Consider the following 20,380-nt stretch of genomic DNA (forward strand, 5'->3'; position numbering starts at 1 on the left):
GCCGCGGGAAGGACGCCGGGTCTACGGTTCGCGCAGACGCAGCTCCGACGCAATTCGGGAGGTCACCATGTCCCCTTCGACCGACAAGCCGTCAGCCGACATCACCGCATCCGACGCCAAGCCCGACGAGCCGGAGGCGGCCCGCGCGCTGGACGTCGCGTTCGACCGGCAGCTCCGGCAGTCGCGCGTCGCGCACCTGCGCGCCTCCCGTCGAGCCGAACTGGTGGGCCGTGCGCTCGCCGACGTCGACGACCGCTTCGTCGAGCTCACGTCGGCGGTCGGACGGTTGGAGGCGCCCCTCCTGGTCCCCCGGGAGGTCCGGCCGTCGCCGGGCGAGCTGCACACCATGAGCCTGGTCACCACGAACAGCAGCGACCGGCTCTTCTTCGCGACCCCGCCGTACGACCTCACCTGGACGACGTTCCAGCCACCGGGCGCAGCGGGCACGCAGGCGCACGGGCCGAGCGTGTAAAAGCAGCAGGCGAGCATGTTCGTCGACCTGGTCGAGACGTACGTCGACCGCCCGGTCGCCGAGGGCGGCTGGATGTACGCGGGCGCCGGCCTCGGCCTGTGGTTCAAGCCGAAGTCGCCCTCGACGTACGTCCGGGTCTCGGGACTCGTCGACTACGAGTACGACTGGGCGGACAGCTCCAGCCTCCAGGTCGCCCATAACCGCGCCCAGCTGTGCGTGATGGTGCAGCACCGTCGCGGCCCCGGCGACATGGAGACCATCCTCGACACCCGCGACCAGCTGTGGTCCGACGGCACCTCCTGGTACGAGGACCACAGCGACAGCGGGGGAGGCTACTGGCCCAACCAGAACTACTTCTTCGCCACCAGCAGCGACTGGTACCTCGTCTGGATCTGGATGAACGGCGGCATCGACTTCTCCACCAAGGACACCTTCGGCTCGAGCAAGGCGTTCCAGACCTGGCACGCGAAAGTGCCGTTCATCGTGTTCGAGCAGTGGGCGTGAGCCGGCTCGTCCCGCTGCTTCCGTGCCGGGTCGGCGTAGACCTCCCCGGCACGGGAAGCGGCGTCAGATGAGTCCCGCTAGAGGATGTTCACGTAGTACCCGTCGGATGCGCTCCCTTTGTTCCAGGTTGCCGAGCCGCCTGGTGCAACGGTGAAGGTAGCGCTGCCGGTGGTCTGATTCTTCGCGTTGAACGAAACGATCTGATATCGACCCGAGAGGTTCGTGCACGGATTCTTCACCGTGGCAGCGGTGCGCGATGCGTTCACCGAAAGGTTGACCTTCGTGCAGGTTCCAGCGGCTTGGGCCGGAGCAGCGGCGGCCAGGCCGACGCCGGTGAGTGCGGCGATCGTGAGCGCGGCGCTGGCGAGTTTGAGCATGGTCATCGTGTGTCCTCCATTGGATACTCATGACGTCGACCGAGAAGACTCCGGCGGAGCAGAAGTCGACGACTCATGAACAGGAGCCTCTGAAGGCGAGCCACCGAAATGCGTAGGTCCGGAGCGGATAGGCGAAAGCCGCTAGGCGATGTCAGCGTCAGTTCCGGGTGAATCGACCAGAATCCCGCGCCGACGCTTGAGGCTCGTCCGTAGTCGCCGAGGGAAGTTCAGTGGTGGTCGGGCAGGCTGCCGGCGGTAACATCAAGAATGTGACCGACAGCACTGCCCCCACCCGCCCGCGCCGTTCCGCTCGCAAGTCGGGGTGGAAGTCGCTGCTGCGGGATGTCGTCGTCATCTTCGTGGTCGCGGTGCTCGTCTCGTTCCTGATCAAGACGTTCGTCGCGCGCTCGTTCTACATCCCGTCCGGATCGATGGAGAACACCCTCCAGATCAACGATCGGATCATCGTCAACGAGCTGCAGCCGAAGCTGTTCCCGCTCCAGCGCGGCGACGTGGTCGTGTTCAAGGATCCGGGCGGCTGGCTGCCCGCGCCCGCACCGAGCACCGGCAACGCGCTGCAGCAGGGCGTCGGCGCGGTGCTCGACTTCGTGGGCCTGGGCGCCTCCGACAGCGACCAGCACCTCGTCAAGCGGCTCATCGGCCTGCCCGGGGACAAGATCAGCTGCTGCAACGCGCTCGGTCAGATGAGCGTGAACGGGGTGCCGCTCAAGGAGCCCTACGTGCTGCTCCCCGCCGGCGTCGATTCCGTCTCCGCCGTCTCCTTCACGAAAACAGTTCCGGCGGGCAGGGTGTGGGTGATGGGCGACAACCGCTACAACTCGGCCGACTCCCGGTACCACATGGACGACCCGGGCGGCGGCTTCGTGCCGCTGGACGACGTGGTCGGCAAAGCCTTCGTGATCAGCTGGCCGCTGAGCCACTGGTCCTGGCTGAGCGACTACCCCGAGACCTTCGCCGGAGTCGAGGATGCCGAGAAGAAGTGATGGCGGTGAGCCGGCTCACTGCAGGCAGAACTCGTTGCCCTCCGGGTCGCGCATCATGATCACGAACTCCTCGAACGGCCCCCAGTAGCCGGCGAGCGTCTTCTCTTCTGTCGCGCCCAGGGCGAGGAGGCGGTCGCGCTCGGCCGCCAGCTCCTCGCGGGTCGCCCGGCGGTCGTCGAACGGCGTGATGTCGAGGTGCACCCGATTGCGCTGGCGCTTCTCGTGCCGGTAGCGCGAGAAGTAGAGCCGCTGGTGCCGCGGATCCCCGTCCCACGCCTCGGCGCGTTCGGCGAGCATGTCGTCGTCGAAGCCGGACTCGCGCAGCGCGACGACGTCCTCCTCCGGCCAGCCGCTCCAGGCGGGGTACCCGAGCACGGCGCACCAGAAGGTGGCCAGGGCGGCGGGGTCGTCGGCGTGGAAGGTGACGTTGGCGATGCGCGCGGTCATACCGGAAGGGTAGCGCCGGAGTCCTGCGTCGACACGCCGCTCAGCTCGCCGTTCGAACGGAGATCCGGGCGGGTGCCGGCAAGATCTCCGGAATTGTCGGGTTGGGGACGCGCCGCTCACTGGCCGGAGAAGTCGAGCGCGTCGTCGGCGACGGCGATGACGGACCAGGTTCCGCCGTCCGCATCGGTCAGCTCGTAGGCGGGGACCAGGAGCACGCTCCCGTCGGGCTGCCACTGGCTGGCGAGGCCGAGGCGGGCGCTGACGATGTGGACGCGGTGCACCGGCCACGCGAGCGGGGTGCCGGCCGAGGGGGCCGCGGGCGGCTGTGTGGCCGGAGCGGTCGCGCCGTCGGTCGCGCCGTCCGCCGGGACCGGTGACATGGCGGGCGCGCCGTCCTGTACGGCGCGCGCGGCGAGCGGCATCGCGGTCTGCGTCGGGCCGAACCGCGGGTCGGAGAGACGCTCGAACGCCTTCTGGGCGCTGACGACCGGGTAGTCGCCGGCGCTGACGACCGGGGCGAGGAAGCCCGAGGCGCTGACGATCCCGCTCTCGGCGAGCTCGAGCGACCAGGACTGGTCCACCCGCTGGCCGTCGACCACGAGCCACGCTTGGGCCGTGCGGGTGACGGCGCCGTCGTAGGTCTCGGAGGTGAACTCGAACGAGCCGGGGTCGCGCCCCGCCGACGAGATGAGCGAGCGCAGGGCGGAGATCGCCGCGTCCGCCGAGGGGAGGGGTGCGGTGGGCGTGCAGGAAGGGGAGGCGCCGCTGCTGTCGTCGCCCGCACCTCCCGGGTCGGTCGTGCACGCGGCGGGGGAGAGCGCCCAGTCCGAGTAGAAGAAGCTCAGGGTGCCGTCGAGGCCGACGCTGAGGGAGGGCGCGGTGCCGTCCTGCGGGCCGGTCGTCCACGCGCCGTCCTTCAGCTCGGGGGTCGCGCTGAGGCCGAGCGCCGCGGCGAGGGCGGTGACGGTCTTCGTGTCGGAGGCGGACCGCGGGTCGAACCCGTACGCCTTCGCCGTGCCTGCGGAGGTGGAGAGCCCAGAGGCGGTGAAGCTGTTGCGGCCGAAGCCGAAGCGGTAGGCGAGGTCGGAGGCGGACCCGGATGCGGCCCGCGGCGCGATGCTGCCCTCGGTGGCCGAGCCTCCCGTCGCCCCGCCGCCCGCCCCGTTGCCCGAACCGCCCAGCGAGATCGGTGCGGCCGCACCACCCGCGAGCGTCGTGCCCGCCGTCGTCGTGCCGACCGCGAAGCCCGCGCCGCCGATGATCGCGATGGATGCGGCGACCGCGGCGATCGGGCGCCACAGCGAGCGGCGACGGGAGCGGGCCGCGTCGAGGTCGGCGAGGGGTGCGGCTGTGTCGTCCTCGCCTCCTGCGCCGCCCGCGTCCGCGTTCGCCCGCGCGATCGCGTCCTCCACGAAACCGGCCGAGGGCTCCACCCCCGCCGCCGGGTCGGTGGCGCGCAGTCGCGCCAGCGGGTCGAGCTCGTTGTCGTCGGTCATGTCGATCACCCTCCGTGGGAAGCCTTCATCCCTGTCTCTGTCCGCGCGGGCGCGGATCTTGCACGTCAGAAGGCGTGCCTCTCCCCCCACGCCTCGCGCAGGCGCTTGCGGGCGCGGGAGAGCGCCGAGTCCGCTCCCGACCGCGAGACTCCGAGGACCGCGGCCAGCTCGGCGCCGTCGAGACCCTCCCAGGCGTGCAGCAGCAGGATGCGACGGTCGCGGTCGCCGACGCTCATCAGCGCCCCGCGCAGTTCCGCGTCGACGAGGGCGCTCAGCTCAGGATCCTCGCCGACACGGGCCTCGCCGGCCTCGGGTACCTCCGCCACCGGAAGGTCGACGGCTTTGCGGCGATGGTTGGCGAGGGTGAACCCCGCCGTGCGGTAGAGCCAGGGGAGCACAGCCGCGTCGGGCACGTCGTCGCGGCGCCGCCACGTGGTCGCGAACACGTCGGCGGCGAGATCCTCGGCATCCTGACGCGGGCCGCGCCGCGCGAAGTACCGGACGAGCGCGCCCGAATGCTCGCGCACCACGGCGGTGAACCAGTCGGCGTCGTGCGCGGGCGCGCGGGAATCGTCGTCGGGCATCGCCACCCCCTCGATGGTGTCGGTGTCACGGTCGGTGTCGTCGTCGGCTGCGGTCCTGGCGATCCTCACACTCCGGTTGTGTCGAGTATCCCGTGGATCTTGCAGGCGGGGAGGTCATCCGTTCCCGTTCCCTCTTGACGCTCCACTTGCTTTTTGCAAGTATGACTTCCGTCAGGAGTTCAGAACCGTCGAAGGAGACCACGATGACTGCGATGTTCGTCAACCTGCCCGTCACCGACCTGGAGCGCGCGAAGGCGTTCTACACGGCGATCGGCTTCCGCATCAATCCGCTGTTCTCCGATCACAATGCGGCGTGCGTCGTGGTGGAGGAGGACCACAGCTACTTCATGATCCTGGTGCGGGAGTTCTTCCAGACCTTCACCGACCTCCCCATCGGCGATCCCGCGACGAACCCCTCGGTGTCGACGGCGATCTTCCTCGACAGCCGCGAAGCGGTGGACAAGGCCACCGCAGACGGGCTGGCGGCGGGCGGCTCGGAGGCGCGACCCGCAGCCGACTACGGCTTCATGTACCAGCGCCAGCTGACCGACCCGGACGGCAACATCCTCGAGTTCGGGTGGATGGACCCGGTCGCCGCCCAGCAGGGCCCCGAGGCCGTGGCGAATCAGCAGGCCTGAGGTCGATGGCCGCACGCGACTACGGGCAGTACTGCGGGGTCACCCGGGCTCTCGAGCTGGTGGGCGAACGCTGGGCGCTGCTCATCATCCGCGACCTGCTCGTCGGGCCGCGCCGCTATGGGGAGCTCGCCGCGGGTCTGCCGCGCATCCCGAGCAACATCCTGGCGGCGCGGCTCAAGGAGCTGCAGGAGGCGGGCATCATCCGCCGCGCTCCGCGCTCCCGCATCATCGTCTACGAGCTGACCCCGTACGGCCGGGAGCTCGAACCGGTGGTGCTCGCGCTCGGCGCGTGGGGCTTCAAGGCCATGGGGGAGCCACGCGAGGAGCAGATCGTCACCCCCGACTCGATGACGATGGCGTTGCGCACGGCGTTCCGCTCCGAGGTCGCCGCGGAGCTGCCCGCCACGGTGTACGGCGCGCACTTCGGGGCGGCCGAGCTGCTCATCCGGGTCGATGGTGCCGCGCTCGACGTGGCGCGCGGCGACGGTCCGGCCGATCTGGCCTTCGCCGCCGGGCCCGGCATCCGCCGGCTGATCTCGGGTGAACTCGCCCCGGGCGCGGCGATCGCGTCCGGAGTGGTCGAGGTGCTGAACGGGCGCGGCGAACTGCTCGACCGGTTCGCCGACACGTTCCACTTGGCGGCCTGAGGGGCGCGGGCCGCACCGGCGCCGAGCTCTGTTCGCCCGCATCCGGCACACTGGACGCGGGAGGTCGTCATGGAGAGCCGTGGAACGTCGTGGCCGTCGCTCGAGGTCGAGGCCTGGGGGTCGACGCGCGAGACGCTGCACATGTGGCTGCAGATCGTCGGCAAGCTGCGGATGGTGGGCTCGCCGTTCGTCAACCACTGGTGGCATGTGACGTTCTCGCTGAGCGCCCGAGGACTGACGACCGGCGCGATCCCCGTCGACGGCGGGGTGCTCGACATCGAGTTCGACCTGCTCGACCACCGCCTGGTGCTGCGCACGAGCGACGGCGGCCGCGAAGAGTTCGCGTTGACAGCGATGACCGTCGCCGAGTTCTACCGCCGCACCTTCGACGCCCTCGGCCGTCTCGGCATCGCGCTGGAGATCGTCCCGACGCCGAACGAGGTCGTCCCGGCGATCCCGTTCGCCATCGACGAGGAGCACTGCACGTACGACCCCGGGCAGGTCCACGCGTTCTGGCAGCAGCTCATCCGCGCGGACGGGGTTCTGCGACGCCTGCGCGCGGAGTTCCGGGGCAAGGCGAGCCCCGTCCACTTCTTCTGGGGCGCCCTCGACCTCGCGACCACGCGCTTCTCCGGCCGCCCGGCTCCCGTGCATCCCGGCGGCGTGCCGAACTGCCCCGACCGCGTGATGGTGGAGGGGTACAGCGACGAGATCAGCAGCTCGGGGTTCTGGCCGGGCGGAGGCCGTGAGGGCGCCTTCTACTCCTACGCGTACCCGGAGCCGGCCGGCTACGCGGAGACGCCGGTGCCGGAGGGCGCGTACTACGACCCGGCGCTGGGCGAGTTCCTTCTGCCGTACGAGGTCGTTCGCCTGGCGGAGGACCCGGAGGCGCTGGCGCTGGAGTTCCTACGGGTCACGTCGGCGGCGGCAGCGCGGCTGGGGGAGTGGCCGGCGATCGGCTGACCTGCCGAATCGCTCCGCCAGCACCCGCACCGCCGCCTCCCGGTCGGCCGTGCCGCCGGCTTCGTGCCCGGCGCCCGGCCACTCGTGGAAGACGACCGGCGCCGCATAGGCCGCCACTGCTGCCTGCGCCGTCTCCGGTGGGCAGATGTCGTCGGCGAGCCCGTCGGAGATCCAGCCGGGTGCGATGGCATGGCGGGCGGAGGTGACGCCGTCCACGTATGCGAGGGTGCGGGCGACGGCGGCTGCTTGGGCGGGATGCTCGGTCAGATAGGCGCGCAGCTCCGTCCACGGGCCCGCTGCCGCCTGCTGCAGCGCGAGCGGTGCCGCCGTCAGGAACGGGGCCTGCGCGAGCACCGCGACCAGGTCGGGCACGAGCGCGCCCACGCCGAGCGCGATGCCGCCGCCCTGGCTGTTGCCGATCATCGCGACCCGGGAGGCGTCGACCTCGTCGAGCGCGCGCACGGCTTCCACGGCGCGGACGGCGTCGACGAAGACTCCTCGGTAGTAGGACCGGCGGGGGTCGTCGATGCCGTCGAGGAGGTGGCCGGTGCTGCCTCCCCCCTGCGCGTGCGTGCCGACGGTGAGGTGGGCGTGCCCCGCGGCGGACCAGGTGAGATCGTCGATCGGCGAGAGCCGTCCGGCCCCGTAGCCGTTGGCGTGCACCACGGCCGCCAGGGGACCGCTGCGCTGGCGCGGGACCCGCAGCCACGCGCTGACGGGCCGGCCGCCGGCGCCGCGGAACGAGAGGTCGAAGACGTCGACCGTGGTCAGGCCCGTGTCGACCGGGGTTCGGCGGAGGTCGAGGGGGTGGCGATGCGCGGACTCCAGGGCTTCGTCCCAGTACGCGCGGTAGTCATCGGGCGTCGGCAGGAGGTCGTGGCCCAGAGGAGCGGGGAACGGCGACGTCACGAGGCGTAGGCCTCCAGCCGGGCTCCGGCAGCAAGCGCGTCCTCGTGCCAGCGCGCCGCCAGATCGAGGGCGCGATCGCCCGAGACGCCGGCATCGAGCACGCAGACGCCGGCATCGAGCACGCAGACGCCGTCGGGAGCTCCGGGCCGCCCGGCGAGGGCGTCCGCCGGCAGGCGGCCGTACCCCTCGCCGAGCGACGCAGGGTCGCTCCGATCGCGGTCGCCGTCGGTGGTCGAGTCACCGACGAACACGGATCGGGCGGGGTGGGACATGGTGCTCCTCCTGGTGGATGCGGTGCTACGGCTTCTTCACGGTGTACTGGAAGACGTCGTGCCGCAGCACGTCACCGGACACCTTCACGACCGTGATGCGGTGGTCGCCGTCGCGCAGCCCGTCCACGCTGAAGAGCGTCCGGCCGGTGCGTCGGGCATCCGACCGCGTGTCGACGGTCTTCGCGAGCCGCCCGTCGATGTAGACGGCGGCCTTCCCCTGGTCGGGTCCGGTGTCGCCGATCCAGGAGACGCCGGTGCCGCGGAAGGCGAGGTCCACACGGTCACCGTCCTTCGTGGTGGCGTGGACGTCGTCGTGCGCGTCGCCGCGGAACTGGAACCCGAGCGCGGTGGTGCCGTCCGGCAGACCCGCGAGGTACTGCGCCCGCAGCGTGACGGTGCTGCCGGAGACGGTGTAGTCGGCCCCCTTCTTCAGCGCCGTGCCGTCGCGGACGATCCCGGCGAGCTCGCCGCCGTCGCGGAGCAGCGTGACCGGCACGTCCGCCGGGGCCGCCTTGTCGAAGACCGCCACGTCGGGCTGCAGCAGGCTCTCCAGCGTGACATCGAGCTTGTCGAGCAGCATGAACGCGCCCGACTTCTTGACGACCCGGAGGGTGTGCGAGCCGTTCGGGAGGCCGTCGACGCTCCACGCGACCTGTTGCGCCAGGCGGGGCTGGCCCGCGTCGCGCCCTGTGCTCACCGTCTTCTGGAACTGACCGTCGAGGTACACGTCGACGTCGCCCTGCGACGGGTCGAGCTCGGTCACGTAGTCGATGCCGGTGCCGGTGAAGGTGTACTGGAACGACGAGCCGTCGGCCTCGACGTAGTGCACGTCGTCCCGGAAGTCACCGAACCCGCGACCCCCGCTCTGGCCCCAGGAGCCCGAGTAGACGATCCCGGCGTCACCGTCGTTCACCGCGACGACGCGGCTCGACGCGGGAGGCGTCGGCACCTGCCCGGCGGAGGAGTCGCCCACCGCGACCGGGAGCTGCTGCGTGGTCGCCGGGACCTCGAGGCCGCCGTTGCGCGTCCACGCGCCGGTGTACCGGACGCGCTGCGCGTCGTCGTTCAGGGCGACGGCGGTGCCCTTCTTCGGAGTGACTTTCAGCAGGCGCGCGCCGTGGATCGGGACGGTCTGCCCGGTGAACGTCGTGTCGAACGTTCCGAGGTCCTTGCCCGCCCAGAGGTCGCGGACGCTCGCGGCGCCGGTCAGCCCCAGGTCGGACCAGTTCGCCGTGACGTCGGCGTCGGTGCGGCCGAGGTTGAACAGGGCCACGGTGTAGCTGCCGTCGGCGTTCGGGGCGTACCAGACCTGCTTGTCGGTGGCGGTCGAGACCGGCTGCGCGGGCGTGCCGGTCTGATTCACGGCCACGACCTCCTTGTTCGTCAGGAGGTCGACGCCGTACTGGTCGAGCTTCGTCAGGTCGTTGCCGACATACATCGGCGCGGCGGAGATCGCCCACAGGGTGGTCGCGGTGCGGCGCTCGTCCTTCGTCAGGCCGTCCATCGTCCCGTTGCCGACGTCGAGCGAGTCGAAGTCGTTCCATCCGCCGGGCCCGGCGTGCCGCCACCAGTCGGCGGCACGCGGGAAGAGGCGCGCGATGTTGTCCCATTGCGTGAGAGCGACTCCCGCGCAGTAGCACTCGACGTCCCACTCCACGCGCCAGCCGTTCGCGTACTGCTTCCACGTGTCCGCGTAGTCGATGTCCAGCGCCCACGACAGCTCGAACCAGATGCTCTTCGCCTTCAGCGCCTTCGACCAGGCGGCGACGTCGTCGCGGGCGTCCAGCGACAGGTCGCTGACACCCGAGCCCGGGGTCACACTGTCGAACTTGACGAAGTTCACGCCCCACGCCGCGAGCTGGTCGACGATCGAGTCCACGTACTTCTGAGCGCACGGGTTCGCGAAGTCGATGCGGTAGCCGATCTTCCAGTAGTCGGCCTGCTGCAGCGGCTGCTTCACGATGTCGTGCGTGGTGCAGCCGGGGGCGTTCGCGATCGGGTACGCCTTCTCGTACACGTCCGGCGAGATGCCCGGGATGAAGTACAGCCCGAACTTCTGGCCGTTCGCGTGTACGTGGTCGATCACCTTCTTCAGCCCCTGCGGGTAGAGGGTCGCGCTCGGCGTCGGCCGTCCGTTGGCGTCGACGCCGTCGTTCCATCCGGAGTCGACGTTGATGCGGTCGTAGCCCGCCGTGCCCAGCTTCGTCTTCATGGCGTCGGACTGGGCGATGATCTGGTCCGCCGTGATCCACTTCGAGTCGCCGCTGTAGACCTGCATGCTGTAGCTGCTCCAGCCCAGGTAGGGCTTCGTGGCCCAGCTGTCGACCGCGGGCGCGGTCGGCGCCGCGATCGTGGGCGCGGGGGAGGACCCGCGAGCGGTGGAGGGGGCGGTGGTCGGAGCCGGGGTGGGAGCGGTCGAGGGGTCTGCCGTCGCCGACGCCTCCGGGCCGGGGGTCGACGTGCTGGTCGCGGTCGGCGTGGGCTGCGATGCGGATGGTTGCGGCGTGGACGGATCGGTCGGGGCCGGCGCGCTCGTCGACGGCGAGCCCGTCGGTGACCCCGTCGGTGCGGCGCCGGCCGGAACGGCGGCCGTGGCCACCAGTCCCAGGGCCGCGATCGACACGACGAGGGCCTGCAGGCTCCGTCGCGCGCGTGTCTGGCGTGTCATGCGGTCTTCCTCTCTGAAGCGCTCGGACGCGTCGGTGCGCCCGGGCGGTTATTGCGGTGGGCCGTCTGGGGGGCGGTGCCGCTCTCCGGTGCGCGGCGGCATCACGCCACCCGCTCCAGGTCGAACAGCATCGCCTGCTGCGGGTTGAGGGTCGGCAGCGGGACGCCCGCGACGCCGAGCACGGCGCTCGGGAGGACGATCCCGTCGGCGGCGAGCGCGGCCGTCACCCACGAGGGGTCGGCGGCCTCGTGCCGGCTCGCGAGCCCGAAATCGTCGCGCACCCGCACGCGGTAGCGTGCGCCGTCGTCGAGTCCCGGGAATCGGACGCGTCCGGACTGGCCGGGCTCCGAGGTCGCGAGCCGCGCCCAGGTGAAGAGCGCGCGGCTTCCGTCGTGGGCGACGATCCCGGTCAGGGCGGCGGTCGTGTCGGACAGGTCCGCGTTGACGATGCGGCCGCTGTGGATCAGCCCGCGCAGCTCGCGGTAGGCCGCACCCCAGCGCGCGATCCGCTCGAGGTCGTCGTCGTCGGCCTCCTGGAGGTCCCACTCGATGCCGGCGTGCGCGGTGAGGGCGACGACCAGTCGGAACGACAGGTCGGTGCGGCGGGAGGTCGTGTGGGAGCGCTCGGCGCCGAGGTGCGAGCCGATCAGCTCCGGCGGCACCAGCATGCGGGTCCAGCGCTCGATCTGCAGGCGCTCCACGGGGTCGTTGCAGTCGGAGGCCCAGACACGGTCCGTCCGGTCGAGGATGCCGAGGTCGACGCGGCCGCCGCCGCCCGAGCAGGTCTCGATCTCGAGGCCGGGGTGCCGCTCGCGGAGTGTGTCGAGCATCCGGTAGAGGGCGAGGGTCTGCGCGTGCACGGCGGGACGGTCGGTGCCCGACCGGCCGCTCACGGCCTCCGAGAGGTCGCGGTTGTGGTCCCACTTGATGTAGTCGACCGCGTACTCGTCGACGATCGCGCTGATCCGGTCGAGCACGAGCGCGTACGCTTCGGGTCGGGTCAGGTCGAGCACGTACTGGTTGCGTGCCGTCGCCCCGAGGCCCCGGCTCGGGCCGAGCACCCAGTCGGGATGCCGGCGTGCGAGGTCCGAGTCGAGGTTGATCATCTCGGGCTCGAACCAGATGCCGAACTGCATGCCGTGCGAGCGGACCCGGTCGACGAGCGGCGCCAGCCCGTCGCGCCACACGGCACGGTCGACCACCCAGTCGCCGAGCCCGGCGTTCGCATCCCGCCGGCCGTGGAACCAGCCGTCGTCGAGCACGAAACGCTCCACGCCGACACGCGCGCCGCGCTCGACGAGAGCGGAGAGCCGCTCGACATCGTGGTCGAAGTAGACGGCCTCCCACGAATTGAGCGTGAGTGGACGGGGAGACGACGGATGCGTCGCCCGGGCGCGCAGCCGACGGTGGAGGCGGTCGGCGACGCCGTCGAGGCCGGCGCCCGACCAGACGAACAGCGCGGTGGGCGCGTCGTAGCGCTCGCCGTCGGCGAGCAGGATCTCGCCCGGCCGCAGCCCTTCGCCCGCGCCGAGGACGGCGGCGAACGGGCCGGGGCTCTCGGGCAGCTTCTCGACGACGTACTCGACGTCGCCGCTCCACGCGAGGTGCGCCGCCCAGGCCTCGCCGCGCCCGAACCCGAGGTCGTCCGTGCCCGCGACCACAAGGAACGGGGAGTCGTGTCCCGGCTTGCCGCGCCGGCTGCGGCGCACGTGGCTGCCGTAGAGCAGCGCGCCGCGCTGGGGGGCCCGCTCGCGGCACCACTTGCCGCTGAAATCGAGCACGTCGGTCGCGCGGTCGGGGAGGGGGAGGAGGATGCGGAGGGCGTCGAGCGCGTACGGGGCTGTGGCGCCGACGCCGTCCGCCGCGCCCAGGAGGGTGGTGTCCCGCACCACGGAGACGTCGGCGGCGAGCACGCCGAACGGGTCGAGGGCGAGCGAGACGGTCGAGCGGAGACCGGTCACCGTGTCGGCGAGCTCGACCTCGATGCGTCCGCCTGCCGGGGCGTCGGGGGTGCCGTCGGTGCGGTGCCGCACGGCGACCGTCTCGGGCCGCGGGGTGGTGGCCGACCCGGCGGCGTGCCCCTCCTGCGCCGGTGTCCCCGCCCAGCCTTCGAGCTCCGTGGGCCACAGGCTGAAGACACGGGCGACATCCGGCGAATTGTTGAGCACGGCCGGCCCGGCGGTCGCGCGGAGACCCTCCAGCGCCGCCTCGTCCAGAGGGCCGAGGTCGCTGCCCCAGTGCAGGATGCGCGGCACCCGCCCGGCGGCGTCGAGGACGAGGGAGGCGCCTGCGGCGCGCAGCGAGAGCGCGCTGCCGTGGCTGTCGGGCATGGATGGGCTCCTAGCGGCTGAGTTACTTGACAGTGTCAATTAACCATGCCTACTGTGACTCCTGCAACCCCGAGAAGGAAGACCGATGTCGATCTCCACCGTCACCACCCCCGACCGGCCGAAGCCGTCGGCCGGCCCTGCGCGACGCCGGCGCCGCGGCGCGGTCAACGCCGCAGCCCCCTCCCACCGCGGCGACGCGCGGCTGGCCTGGCTGCTCATCGCTCCGGCGCTGCTCGGCTTCCTGGTCTTCGCGCTGTACCCGACCGTTCGCGGCATCTACCTCAGCTTCACGGACTTCCGCCTGCTGAGCGCCCCGACCTGGATCGGGGTGCAGAACTTCGTCGACCTGTTCCAGGACGACACCTTCTGGCAGTCGCTCGGAATCACCCTCTACTTCGTGCTCATCGCCGTGGTGCTCACGCTCGCCGTCTCGATCGTCACTGCCGCCGTGCTCCACCGGGTCACGACGTCGACGGTGCTGCGGGGGCTCATCATCCTGCCCTTCCTGATCTCGGGCGTCGTCGCGGCCACGGTCTGGTCGTGGATGCTCGATGCGCAGCTGGGCATCGTCAACCAGGTGGTGCACGCGCTCGGAGGAGAGGGCATCAAGTTCCTGACGTCGCGCGAATGGGCGATCCCGTCGCTCGCACTCATCCACGTCTGGAAGAACATGGGCTACACGTCGATCATCATCTTCGCCGGGATGCAGACGATCCCGCCCTCGATCTACGAGGCGGGGCGGATCGACGGCGCCAGCGAGCCGAAGATGTTCTTCCGCCTCACCCTGCCGCTGCTGCGGCCCATCCTGGCGCTCGTCGTCGTGCTGAACGTCATCGGGGCGTTCCAGGTGTTCGACATCGTCTCGGTCGCCACGAAGGGCGGACCGGCGCACGCGTCGAACGTGCTGCAGATGTACATCTACCAGAAGGCCTTCGGGCAGTTCGACTTCGGCTACGCATCGGCGATGTCGCTCGCGCTCTTCGCCATCCTCATCGTGATCACCTTCGTGCAGATGCGTCTGCTGCGCGCGAGCGAATCGGACAACGCCTGATGACCGCAACCACCGCTCCGGCCCCTGCGCCGGCCGCCGCCCGTCCGACCCTCGCCGCACAGCCTCGCCGCCGTCGGCGCCGTGCGGGTGTCGGACGCACCGTCGCCTGGATCTACCTCGCGGTGATCGTCGTCGTGACGATCTTCCCCTTCTACTGGATGCTGCGCTCGGCGTTGTCCAACAACTACGCCATGATCGCGAACCCGTCGTCGCCCCTCCCGGTCGGCTTCACCTTCGGACCCTTCCTGCGGGTGCTCGGCCTCGAGGACCCGCAGGAGGCGGTCGCCCAGGGCGGATCGGGCGCCACCGTCGAGATCCTGCACTACCTGCTCAACTCCGTCGTCTACGCGACCGTGTCGACGGTGCTGATCGTGTTCTTCTCGCTCATCGCCGCCTACGCGTTCGCGCGTCTGGAGTGGCGCGGCCGGGAACTCATGTTCTCCCTGTTCCTCGCGGCGCTGATGGTGCCGGGCATCCTGACGCTGCTCCCGAACTTCGTGCTGATCAAGGAGCTCGGCCTGCTGAACACGTTCGCCGGCATGATCCTGCCCGGCGCGCTGTTCTCGGCGTTCAACATCTTCTTCCTGCGGCAGTTCATGCTCGGCCTCTCGACCGAGATCGAGGAGGCCGCGCTGCTCGACGGTGCGGGCAAGCTCCGCATCCTGTTCCGACTGACCATCCCGATGACGAGCGGCCCGATCATCACGCTGTTCATCCTCGGCTTCATCGGGATGTGGAACGACTACTTCTGGCCGCTGCTGGTGACCACCGACTCCAGCGTGCAGCCGCTGACGCTCGGCCTCGCCGTGTTCAAGCAGTCGTCGCCGCAGACGATGCCCGACTGGGCCGGCCTGATGGCCGCCACCCTGGTCGCGGCGTTGCCGATGCTCGTCCTCTTCATGGTGTTCGGCAAGCGCATCGTGAACTCGATCGGGTTCTCGGGGCTCAAATGAGCGCGCAGACGCTCCAGCTCGCCTGGCGGTCCCCGGCGGAGAACTGGGAGGAGGCCCTCCCCCTGGGCGACGGCCGTCTCGGTGCGATGGTGTTCGGCGGCGCCGACGGCCGCTACCAGGTCAACGACGCCACCGTCTGGTCGGGCACGCCGGCGCTCGCCGCAGGCGAGCTGCGACGCGTGGTCGCGGGCGGCGCAGGCCCCGAGCGGCTCGCGGAGGTGCGGGAGCTGCTGGCCGCCGGGGACCTCGACCGCGCGGAGGCCGTGCTCATGACCTTCGAGGGCCGATACTCCCAGGAGTTCCTGCCCTTCGTGGACCTGCACGTGCGCATCCCGGAGGCCGTCGTCGCCGCGGGGGAGCCCGCCCGTGTGCTCGACCTCGACGGCGCGTACGTCGAGGAGGCGCTCTCGGTCGGAGGCGCCCGTGTCCGCAGGACCTCCCGTGTGGAGGAGCACGCGCTCGTGATCGAGATCGACGCCGACGAGCCGCTGCCGGAGGTTCGCGTCGCGCTCTCGACGCCGCTGCGCGAGCTCGGCCGGGCGATCCGCGGCGACGGCGGCGCACTGACGCTCGACGTCACGGTCCCGGTCGACGGGGCACCGCTGCACGAGCCCTCCGTCGTCCCGCCGTTGCGTTACGCGGAGGCGGACGACGACTGGGATGGCTTCGCGACGGCGGCCCTCGCCGTGCGGAGCGACGGCACGACGGAGGCGGACGACTCCGGTCTCACGATCCGTCATGCCCGTCGGCTGCTGATCGCCCTCTCGTCGTCGACCCGCGCTGAGTCGTGGTGGGCCGGCGCGGACGACGAGGGCCGGAGCGTCTCCCGCGAGACGATCCGGGACCGCGCCCGGGCGCGTGCCGCCGAAGCACTCGGTGCGCACGTCGCCCGTCACACCGGGAGCGCCCTGACGCGTCACCCGGCGGCGGCGCGGTTCGCGATCGGCGGTCGGCGCGAGGGCCGGTGGGAGGTAGAGGGCGACGTGCTCCACGGCGACGACGACATGCTGCGCGCCACGGTCGCCGCCGAGTACGGCCGCTACCTCCTCACTGCGTCCTCGCGGGCCGGGGGCCCGGCGGCCAACCTCCAGGGCATCTGGAACGGATTGCTGCGACCGGCGTGGTCGTCCAACTACACGCTCAACATCAACACCCAGATGAACTACTGGGCGGCCGGTCCGCTCGGCCTCCCGGAGGCCGCGGAGCCGCAGCTCGCGCTGGTCGAGCGGATCGCCCGCACCGGGCGTGACGTCGCCCGCGAGCTCTACGGCGCCCGCGGCTGGGTCGCCCACCACAACAGCGACCTGTGGGGGTGGAGCCTGCCCGTCGGCATGGGGCACGGCGCCCCGAGCTGGGCGATCTGGATGATGGGCGGCGTCTGGCTCTGCCACTCCCTCTGGGATCAGTACGAATTCGGCGGTGACGTCGCGCTCCTGCGCGACCGCATCTGGCCGCTGCTGCGGGGCGCGACGGAGTTCTGCCTCGACTGGCTGCAGAGGGATGCGGACGACACGGCGTTCCTCTCCCCGTCGACCTCCCCCGAGAACATGTACCGGGACGCGGATGGCACTCCCCGCGCGCTCGGCCTCACCGCGACGATGGACCGGGAGCTCATCCGCGCGCTCTTCCAGCGCGCGCTCCGGGCCATCGACACCGTCGACCCCGGCGACCAACTCCGGGGAGAGATCACGGCTGCGCTCGCTACGATTCCGCGTCCCGGCATCGGCCGGGACGGACGCCTCCTCGAATGGTCGGTGGAGGTCCCGGAGCACGAGCCGGCGCACCGCCACCTCTCGCCCCTGGTCGGACTGCATCCGCTCGATCTGGTGACGCCCCAGGCGACGCCGGAACTGGCCGAGGCGTCCCGGAGCTTCCTGGACGCCCGTGGCCCTGGCGCGATGGGATGGTCGTGGGCGTGGAAGATCGCGCTGCGCGCCCGGCTCGGCGACGGCGACGCCGCCCACGCCCTCCTCACCGAAGCGCTCGCCCCCTACAGCGGGGACGCGCGGAGGCACGGACCGGTCGACGGCTCGGAGTGGGGCGGACTCCTGCCGAACCTGTTCAGCACCCACCCTCCGTTCCAGATCGACGGCAACCTGGGCTTCCCCGCCGGCATCGCCGAACTGCTGCTGCAGAGCCACGGCGGTGTCGTCCACCTGCTCCCGGCGCTGCCCGCGGCGTGGCCGCACGGCCGCGTGGACGGCCTGCGCGCCCGCGGTGGCATCGCCGTCGACCTGGAGTGGGCGGACGGAGGCCTCGTACGGGCGGTCCTGCACAACCTGCGACCGGAAGCCGTCGCCGTGCGCGTCCGGCACTCCGGTGCCGATTTCGACGTCGAGCTGGCTGCGAATTGTCGCTCCGTCGTCACGAACCCACCACATCCATCCCCCTCCGGCACCGACGACGGTGTCCGGGCACACACAGTGAGGAACTCATGAAGAAGCTCCGCATCATCGCCGGCATCGTCGCCGCCGGGCTCGCCGCCGCAGGACTCGCGGCCTGCTCGACCGACGGCGGGTCGGGCGGCAAGGTCACCGTCAACTGGTGGACGTGGGACGACAAGCAGGCCGCCAACTACAAGCTCTGCATCCCGGGGTTCGAGAAGGAGAACCCCGACATCACGGTGAAGATCTCGCAGTACAACGTGAACGACTACTTCACGAAGCTCACCGCCGGGTTCGTCTCGGGCACGGCCCCGGATGCGTTCCAGAACAGCGTGCCGCTGCTCGGCCAGTACGCGGGCCAGAAGCAGATCATGCCCCTCGACGACCTCATCAAGAAATCGGACTTCGACCTGTCGAAGTTCGACATCGGGGTCGACTCGTGGAAGTACACCGACGGCAAGCAGTACGGCATCCCGCTCGACTGGGCCGGCGCCGCGATCTACTTCAACGAGGACCTGGTGAAGGCGGCCGGTCTGACCGACGACGACATCACGACGATGACGTGGAACCCGGACGACGGCGGCACCTTCGACAAGGTCGTCTCGCGTCTGACGGTCGACGTCAACGGCAAGCGCGGCGACGAGCCGGGCTTCGACAAGGACCACGTGAAGACCTACGGCATCGGGACGCTCGCCGCGAGCGACTTCAACGGCCAGACCTCGTGGAACCCGTTCGTCACCACACTCGGCTGGAAGCTCGGCGGCGACGCCACGGCGTGGCCGAAGGTCCTCCCGTACGACGACCCGCGCATGACCAAGACGCTCGACTACATCCGCGGCCTCGGCGACCGCGGGCTGATGCCGAAGTTCGGCCAGTTCACGATCTCCGCCGCCGAGCAGATGGGCGCCGGGCAGGTCGCGATGGCGCAGGACGGCACCTGGAGCGCGACCTCCATCACGAAGGTCCCCGGCGTGAAGGTGGGCATCGCCCCGACCGTCCAGGGGCCGGACGGCACCCGCGGCATGATCAGCAACTCCAACGCGAACAACATCTTCGCCGGCACGAAGCACGTCGATCAGACCTGGAAGTGGGTGTCGTACATGGGCACGGCCGAGTGCCAGACCATCGCGGGCAAGACGGCGACCTTCCTGCCGTCGATCGCGTCGGCCCTCCAGTCGACGGTGGACGCGCAGAAGGCGGACGGCGTGGACATCTCGAGCTTCATCGACGCGCTGAAGAAGAAGGAGCTCTACCCGGCTCCGCCGATCGCGAACGGTCAGGAGATCACCGACACCCTGCAGCCGATGTTCGAGGCGTTCTTCAGCGGTGAGGGCGACGCGTCGTTCCTGAAGTCCGCGCAGGAGAAGTCGAAGGCCATCCTCGCCAAGAAATAGCACGGACGGCGCGGCGGGCGGGATCCCACGGTCCCGCCCGCCCCGCGTGTCCGGGTAGCATCCTCGAAAGGGGGAGCAGCACATGGACGACGAGACGCTGACGCGGACGGCACTGCTCCAGTCGTCGTCCGACGCGGCCACGCGCGTGTTCAGCACCATCCTGACCCGCAGCCCGATCAGCCGCATCGACGTCGCCCGGCTCACGGGGCTGTCGCAGGCCGCCGTGACGAAGGCGGTCGCACCCCTGGTCGCCGCGGGGCTCCTCGACGACTCGCTCGACCCGACCATCACCGGGCTGCCTGGCCGCCCGGTCAGTCCGGTCGCCGTCGTGCCCGACGCCGTGGTGGCGCTCGGCGTGAAGGTCAACGCGGAGGAGCTCATCGGTGTCGCCACCGACCTGACGAACCGCACCATCGCCTCCCGCCGGGTGTCACTCACCTCGCACGAGCCGGCCGCGGTCGTCGATGCCATCGTCGCCCTGTGCGGGAGCCTCCGCGACGCGATCGGCGGGCTCGGCTCCCGGCTCGCCGCGATCGGCGTGGCCGTCTCCGGCGACGTCGACACCGCGTCCGGGTTCGTCCGCGACTCCGCCCTCATGGGCTGGCGGGGCGTCCTGCTCGGCCCCGAGCTCGCAGAGCGCCTCGGACAGACCGTCGTGGTGGAGAACGACGTGCGCGCCCTCACCATCGGCGAGCACTGGTTCGGTGTCGGTCTCGGCACCGGGTCCTTCGCCATCGTCACGATCGGCCGCGGCATCGGCAGCGGACTCCACCTCAACGGGGAGGTCGTCGAGGGCGCCTACGGCGTGGCCGGTGAGATCGGTCACCTGCCGCTCGCCGCACCGGATCGCGTCTGCGCCTGCGGCCGCCGCGGCTGCGTGGAGGCGGTCGCGGCGACGAGCGCGATCGTCGCCGCCGTCTCCACCGCTCACGGCCGCGACGTGCCGATCGACGAGGCCGTCGAACTCGGGCGCGCCGGCGATCCCGCGGCCGTCGAGGCGTTCGCGGACGCGGGACGCGTGATCGGCGCGGCCATCGCCACCCTCGTCAACCTCGTCGGCCCCGAGCTCGTCATCATCGGGGGTGAGGGAGTGGCCGACTTCGACCTCCTCGAGCCCGCACTCCGCACCTCCTACGCCGAGCACGTCTTCGCCTCCGCCGACCGCTGCCGCATCGCGGTGCGCCCGCACTCGTTCGAGGACTGGGCACGCGGAGCGGCAGCGGCGGCGATCCGGGCGCTGGTGGTCTAGGGGTCCTCCAGCGCCCGGTCGTGGGTGGGCGGCGTCGC

General features: G+C 71.1%; 19 protein-coding genes. 11 read left to right on the top strand and 8 right to left on the bottom strand.

What is annotated here, in order from left to right; translation table 11 throughout:
* The first annotated feature begins 67 nt into the window (after positions 1-67).
* Both IT072_RS01875 and IT072_RS01880 read left to right on the top strand, forming a co-directional pair.
* Entirely contained in the window at positions 68-472 is a 405-nt protein-coding gene (locus IT072_RS01875; protein ID WP_223359101.1) for a hypothetical protein, read from the top strand.
* A gap of 15 nt (positions 473-487) precedes the next feature.
* A complete protein-coding gene (locus tag IT072_RS01880; RefSeq protein WP_223359102.1) occupies positions 488-976 on the top strand; it encodes a hypothetical protein in 489 nt (162 codons plus the stop codon).
* A 77-nt stretch (positions 977-1,053) separates the two neighbouring features.
* Here the strand turns inward: IT072_RS01880 and IT072_RS01885 are convergent, their stop codons facing one another.
* On the bottom strand, positions 1,054-1,359 hold the full coding sequence (locus IT072_RS01885) for a hypothetical protein (protein ID WP_223359103.1): 306 nt from the start codon (positions 1,357-1,359) through the stop codon (positions 1,054-1,056).
* A 263-nt stretch (positions 1,360-1,622) separates the two neighbouring features.
* Between IT072_RS01885 and lepB the strand changes: the two genes are divergently transcribed.
* The gene (gene lepB, locus IT072_RS01890; RefSeq protein ID WP_223359104.1) at positions 1,623-2,357 is read left to right on the top strand and encodes a signal peptidase I; all 735 of its coding nucleotides are present in this window, start codon (positions 1,623-1,625) and stop codon (positions 2,355-2,357) included.
* 15 nt (positions 2,358-2,372) lie between these two features.
* On the opposite strand, the gene IT072_RS01895 is transcribed toward lepB, so the two are convergent.
* The 3 genes from IT072_RS01895 to IT072_RS01905 all read right to left on the bottom strand — a co-directional run bounded on the left by IT072_RS01895 (position 2,373) and on the right by IT072_RS01905 (position 4,953).
* Positions 2,373-2,804, bottom strand: a complete 432-nt coding sequence (locus tag IT072_RS01895; protein WP_223359105.1) for a VOC family protein — start codon at positions 2,802-2,804, stop codon at positions 2,373-2,375.
* A gap of 116 nt (positions 2,805-2,920) precedes the next feature.
* A complete protein-coding gene (locus IT072_RS01900; protein ID WP_223359106.1) occupies positions 2,921-4,300 on the bottom strand; it encodes a hypothetical protein in 1,380 nt (459 codons plus the stop codon).
* Between the two features lie 65 nt (positions 4,301-4,365).
* On the bottom strand, positions 4,366-4,953 hold the full coding sequence (locus IT072_RS01905; RefSeq protein ID WP_327058932.1) for an RNA polymerase sigma factor: 588 nt from the start codon (positions 4,951-4,953) through the stop codon (positions 4,366-4,368).
* A gap of 134 nt (positions 4,954-5,087) precedes the next feature.
* Here IT072_RS01905 and IT072_RS01910 point away from each other — a divergent pair, with 134 nt between their 5' ends.
* The 3 genes from IT072_RS01910 to IT072_RS01920 all read left to right on the top strand — a co-directional run bounded on the left by IT072_RS01910 (position 5,088) and on the right by IT072_RS01920 (position 7,132).
* Positions 5,088-5,522, top strand: coding sequence for a VOC family protein (locus tag IT072_RS01910; protein WP_223359107.1), 435 nt, complete (start codon positions 5,088-5,090; stop codon positions 5,520-5,522).
* 5 nt (positions 5,523-5,527) lie between these two features.
* Positions 5,528-6,169 (top strand): winged helix-turn-helix transcriptional regulator, encoded by a 642-nt coding sequence (locus tag IT072_RS01915; protein ID WP_223359108.1) that lies wholly within the window; start codon positions 5,528-5,530, stop codon positions 6,167-6,169.
* A 69-nt stretch (positions 6,170-6,238) separates the two neighbouring features.
* The gene (locus IT072_RS01920; protein ID WP_223359109.1) at positions 6,239-7,132 is read left to right on the top strand and encodes a DUF5996 family protein; all 894 of its coding nucleotides are present in this window, start codon (positions 6,239-6,241) and stop codon (positions 7,130-7,132) included.
* Here IT072_RS01920 and IT072_RS01925 read toward each other — a convergent pair.
* The 4 genes from IT072_RS01925 to IT072_RS01940 form a co-directional block, all read right to left on the bottom strand.
* A complete protein-coding gene (locus IT072_RS01925; RefSeq protein ID WP_223359110.1) occupies positions 7,076-8,041 on the bottom strand; it encodes an acetylxylan esterase in 966 nt (321 codons plus the stop codon). The two genes, IT072_RS01920 and IT072_RS01925, sit on opposite strands and share 57 nt — an antisense overlap.
* A complete protein-coding gene (locus IT072_RS01930; RefSeq protein WP_223359111.1) occupies positions 8,038-8,313 on the bottom strand; it encodes a hypothetical protein in 276 nt (91 codons plus the stop codon). The genes IT072_RS01925 and IT072_RS01930 overlap by 4 nt, the downstream gene beginning before the upstream one ends.
* A 25-nt stretch (positions 8,314-8,338) precedes the next feature.
* A complete protein-coding gene (locus IT072_RS01935) occupies positions 8,339-10,981 on the bottom strand; it encodes a X2-like carbohydrate binding domain-containing protein (RefSeq protein ID WP_223359112.1) in 2,643 nt (880 codons plus the stop codon).
* A 101-nt stretch (positions 10,982-11,082) separates the two neighbouring features.
* Positions 11,083-13,311, bottom strand: coding sequence for an alpha-galactosidase (locus tag IT072_RS01940; protein ID WP_223359113.1), 2,229 nt, complete (start codon positions 13,309-13,311; stop codon positions 11,083-11,085).
* 85 nt (positions 13,312-13,396) lie between these two features.
* Between IT072_RS01940 and IT072_RS01945 the strand changes: the two genes are divergently transcribed.
* The 5 genes from IT072_RS01945 to IT072_RS01965 all read left to right on the top strand — a co-directional run bounded on the left by IT072_RS01945 (position 13,397) and on the right by IT072_RS01965 (position 20,342).
* Positions 13,397-14,362 carry a carbohydrate ABC transporter permease gene (locus IT072_RS01945; protein WP_223359114.1) on the top strand — a complete coding sequence of 322 codons (966 nt, stop codon included), beginning with the start codon at positions 13,397-13,399 and terminating at the stop codon, positions 14,360-14,362.
* Positions 14,362-15,315 carry a carbohydrate ABC transporter permease gene (locus tag IT072_RS01950; protein WP_223359115.1) on the top strand — a complete coding sequence of 318 codons (954 nt, stop codon included), beginning with the start codon at positions 14,362-14,364 and terminating at the stop codon, positions 15,313-15,315. The genes IT072_RS01945 and IT072_RS01950 overlap by 1 nt, the downstream gene beginning before the upstream one ends.
* On the top strand, positions 15,312-17,753 hold the full coding sequence (locus IT072_RS01955) for a glycosyl hydrolase family 95 catalytic domain-containing protein (RefSeq protein ID WP_223359116.1): 2,442 nt from the start codon (positions 15,312-15,314) through the stop codon (positions 17,751-17,753). The genes IT072_RS01950 and IT072_RS01955 overlap by 4 nt, the downstream gene beginning before the upstream one ends.
* Positions 17,750-19,093 (top strand): ABC transporter substrate-binding protein, encoded by a 1,344-nt coding sequence (locus IT072_RS01960; RefSeq protein ID WP_223359117.1) that lies wholly within the window; start codon positions 17,750-17,752, stop codon positions 19,091-19,093. Before IT072_RS01955 ends, IT072_RS01960 begins: the two co-directional genes overlap by 4 nt.
* 82 nt (positions 19,094-19,175) lie before the next feature.
* Positions 19,176-20,342: an ROK family protein gene (locus IT072_RS01965; RefSeq protein ID WP_223359118.1), complete on the top strand. Its 1,167-nt coding sequence runs from the start codon at positions 19,176-19,178 to the stop codon at positions 20,340-20,342.
* The last annotated feature ends 38 nt before the right edge of the window (positions 20,343-20,380 follow it).

Source organism: Leifsonia sp. ZF2019, assembly GCF_019924635.1.
In the GTDB taxonomy this organism is placed as follows: Bacteria; Actinomycetota; Actinomycetes; order Actinomycetales; family Microbacteriaceae; genus Leifsonia.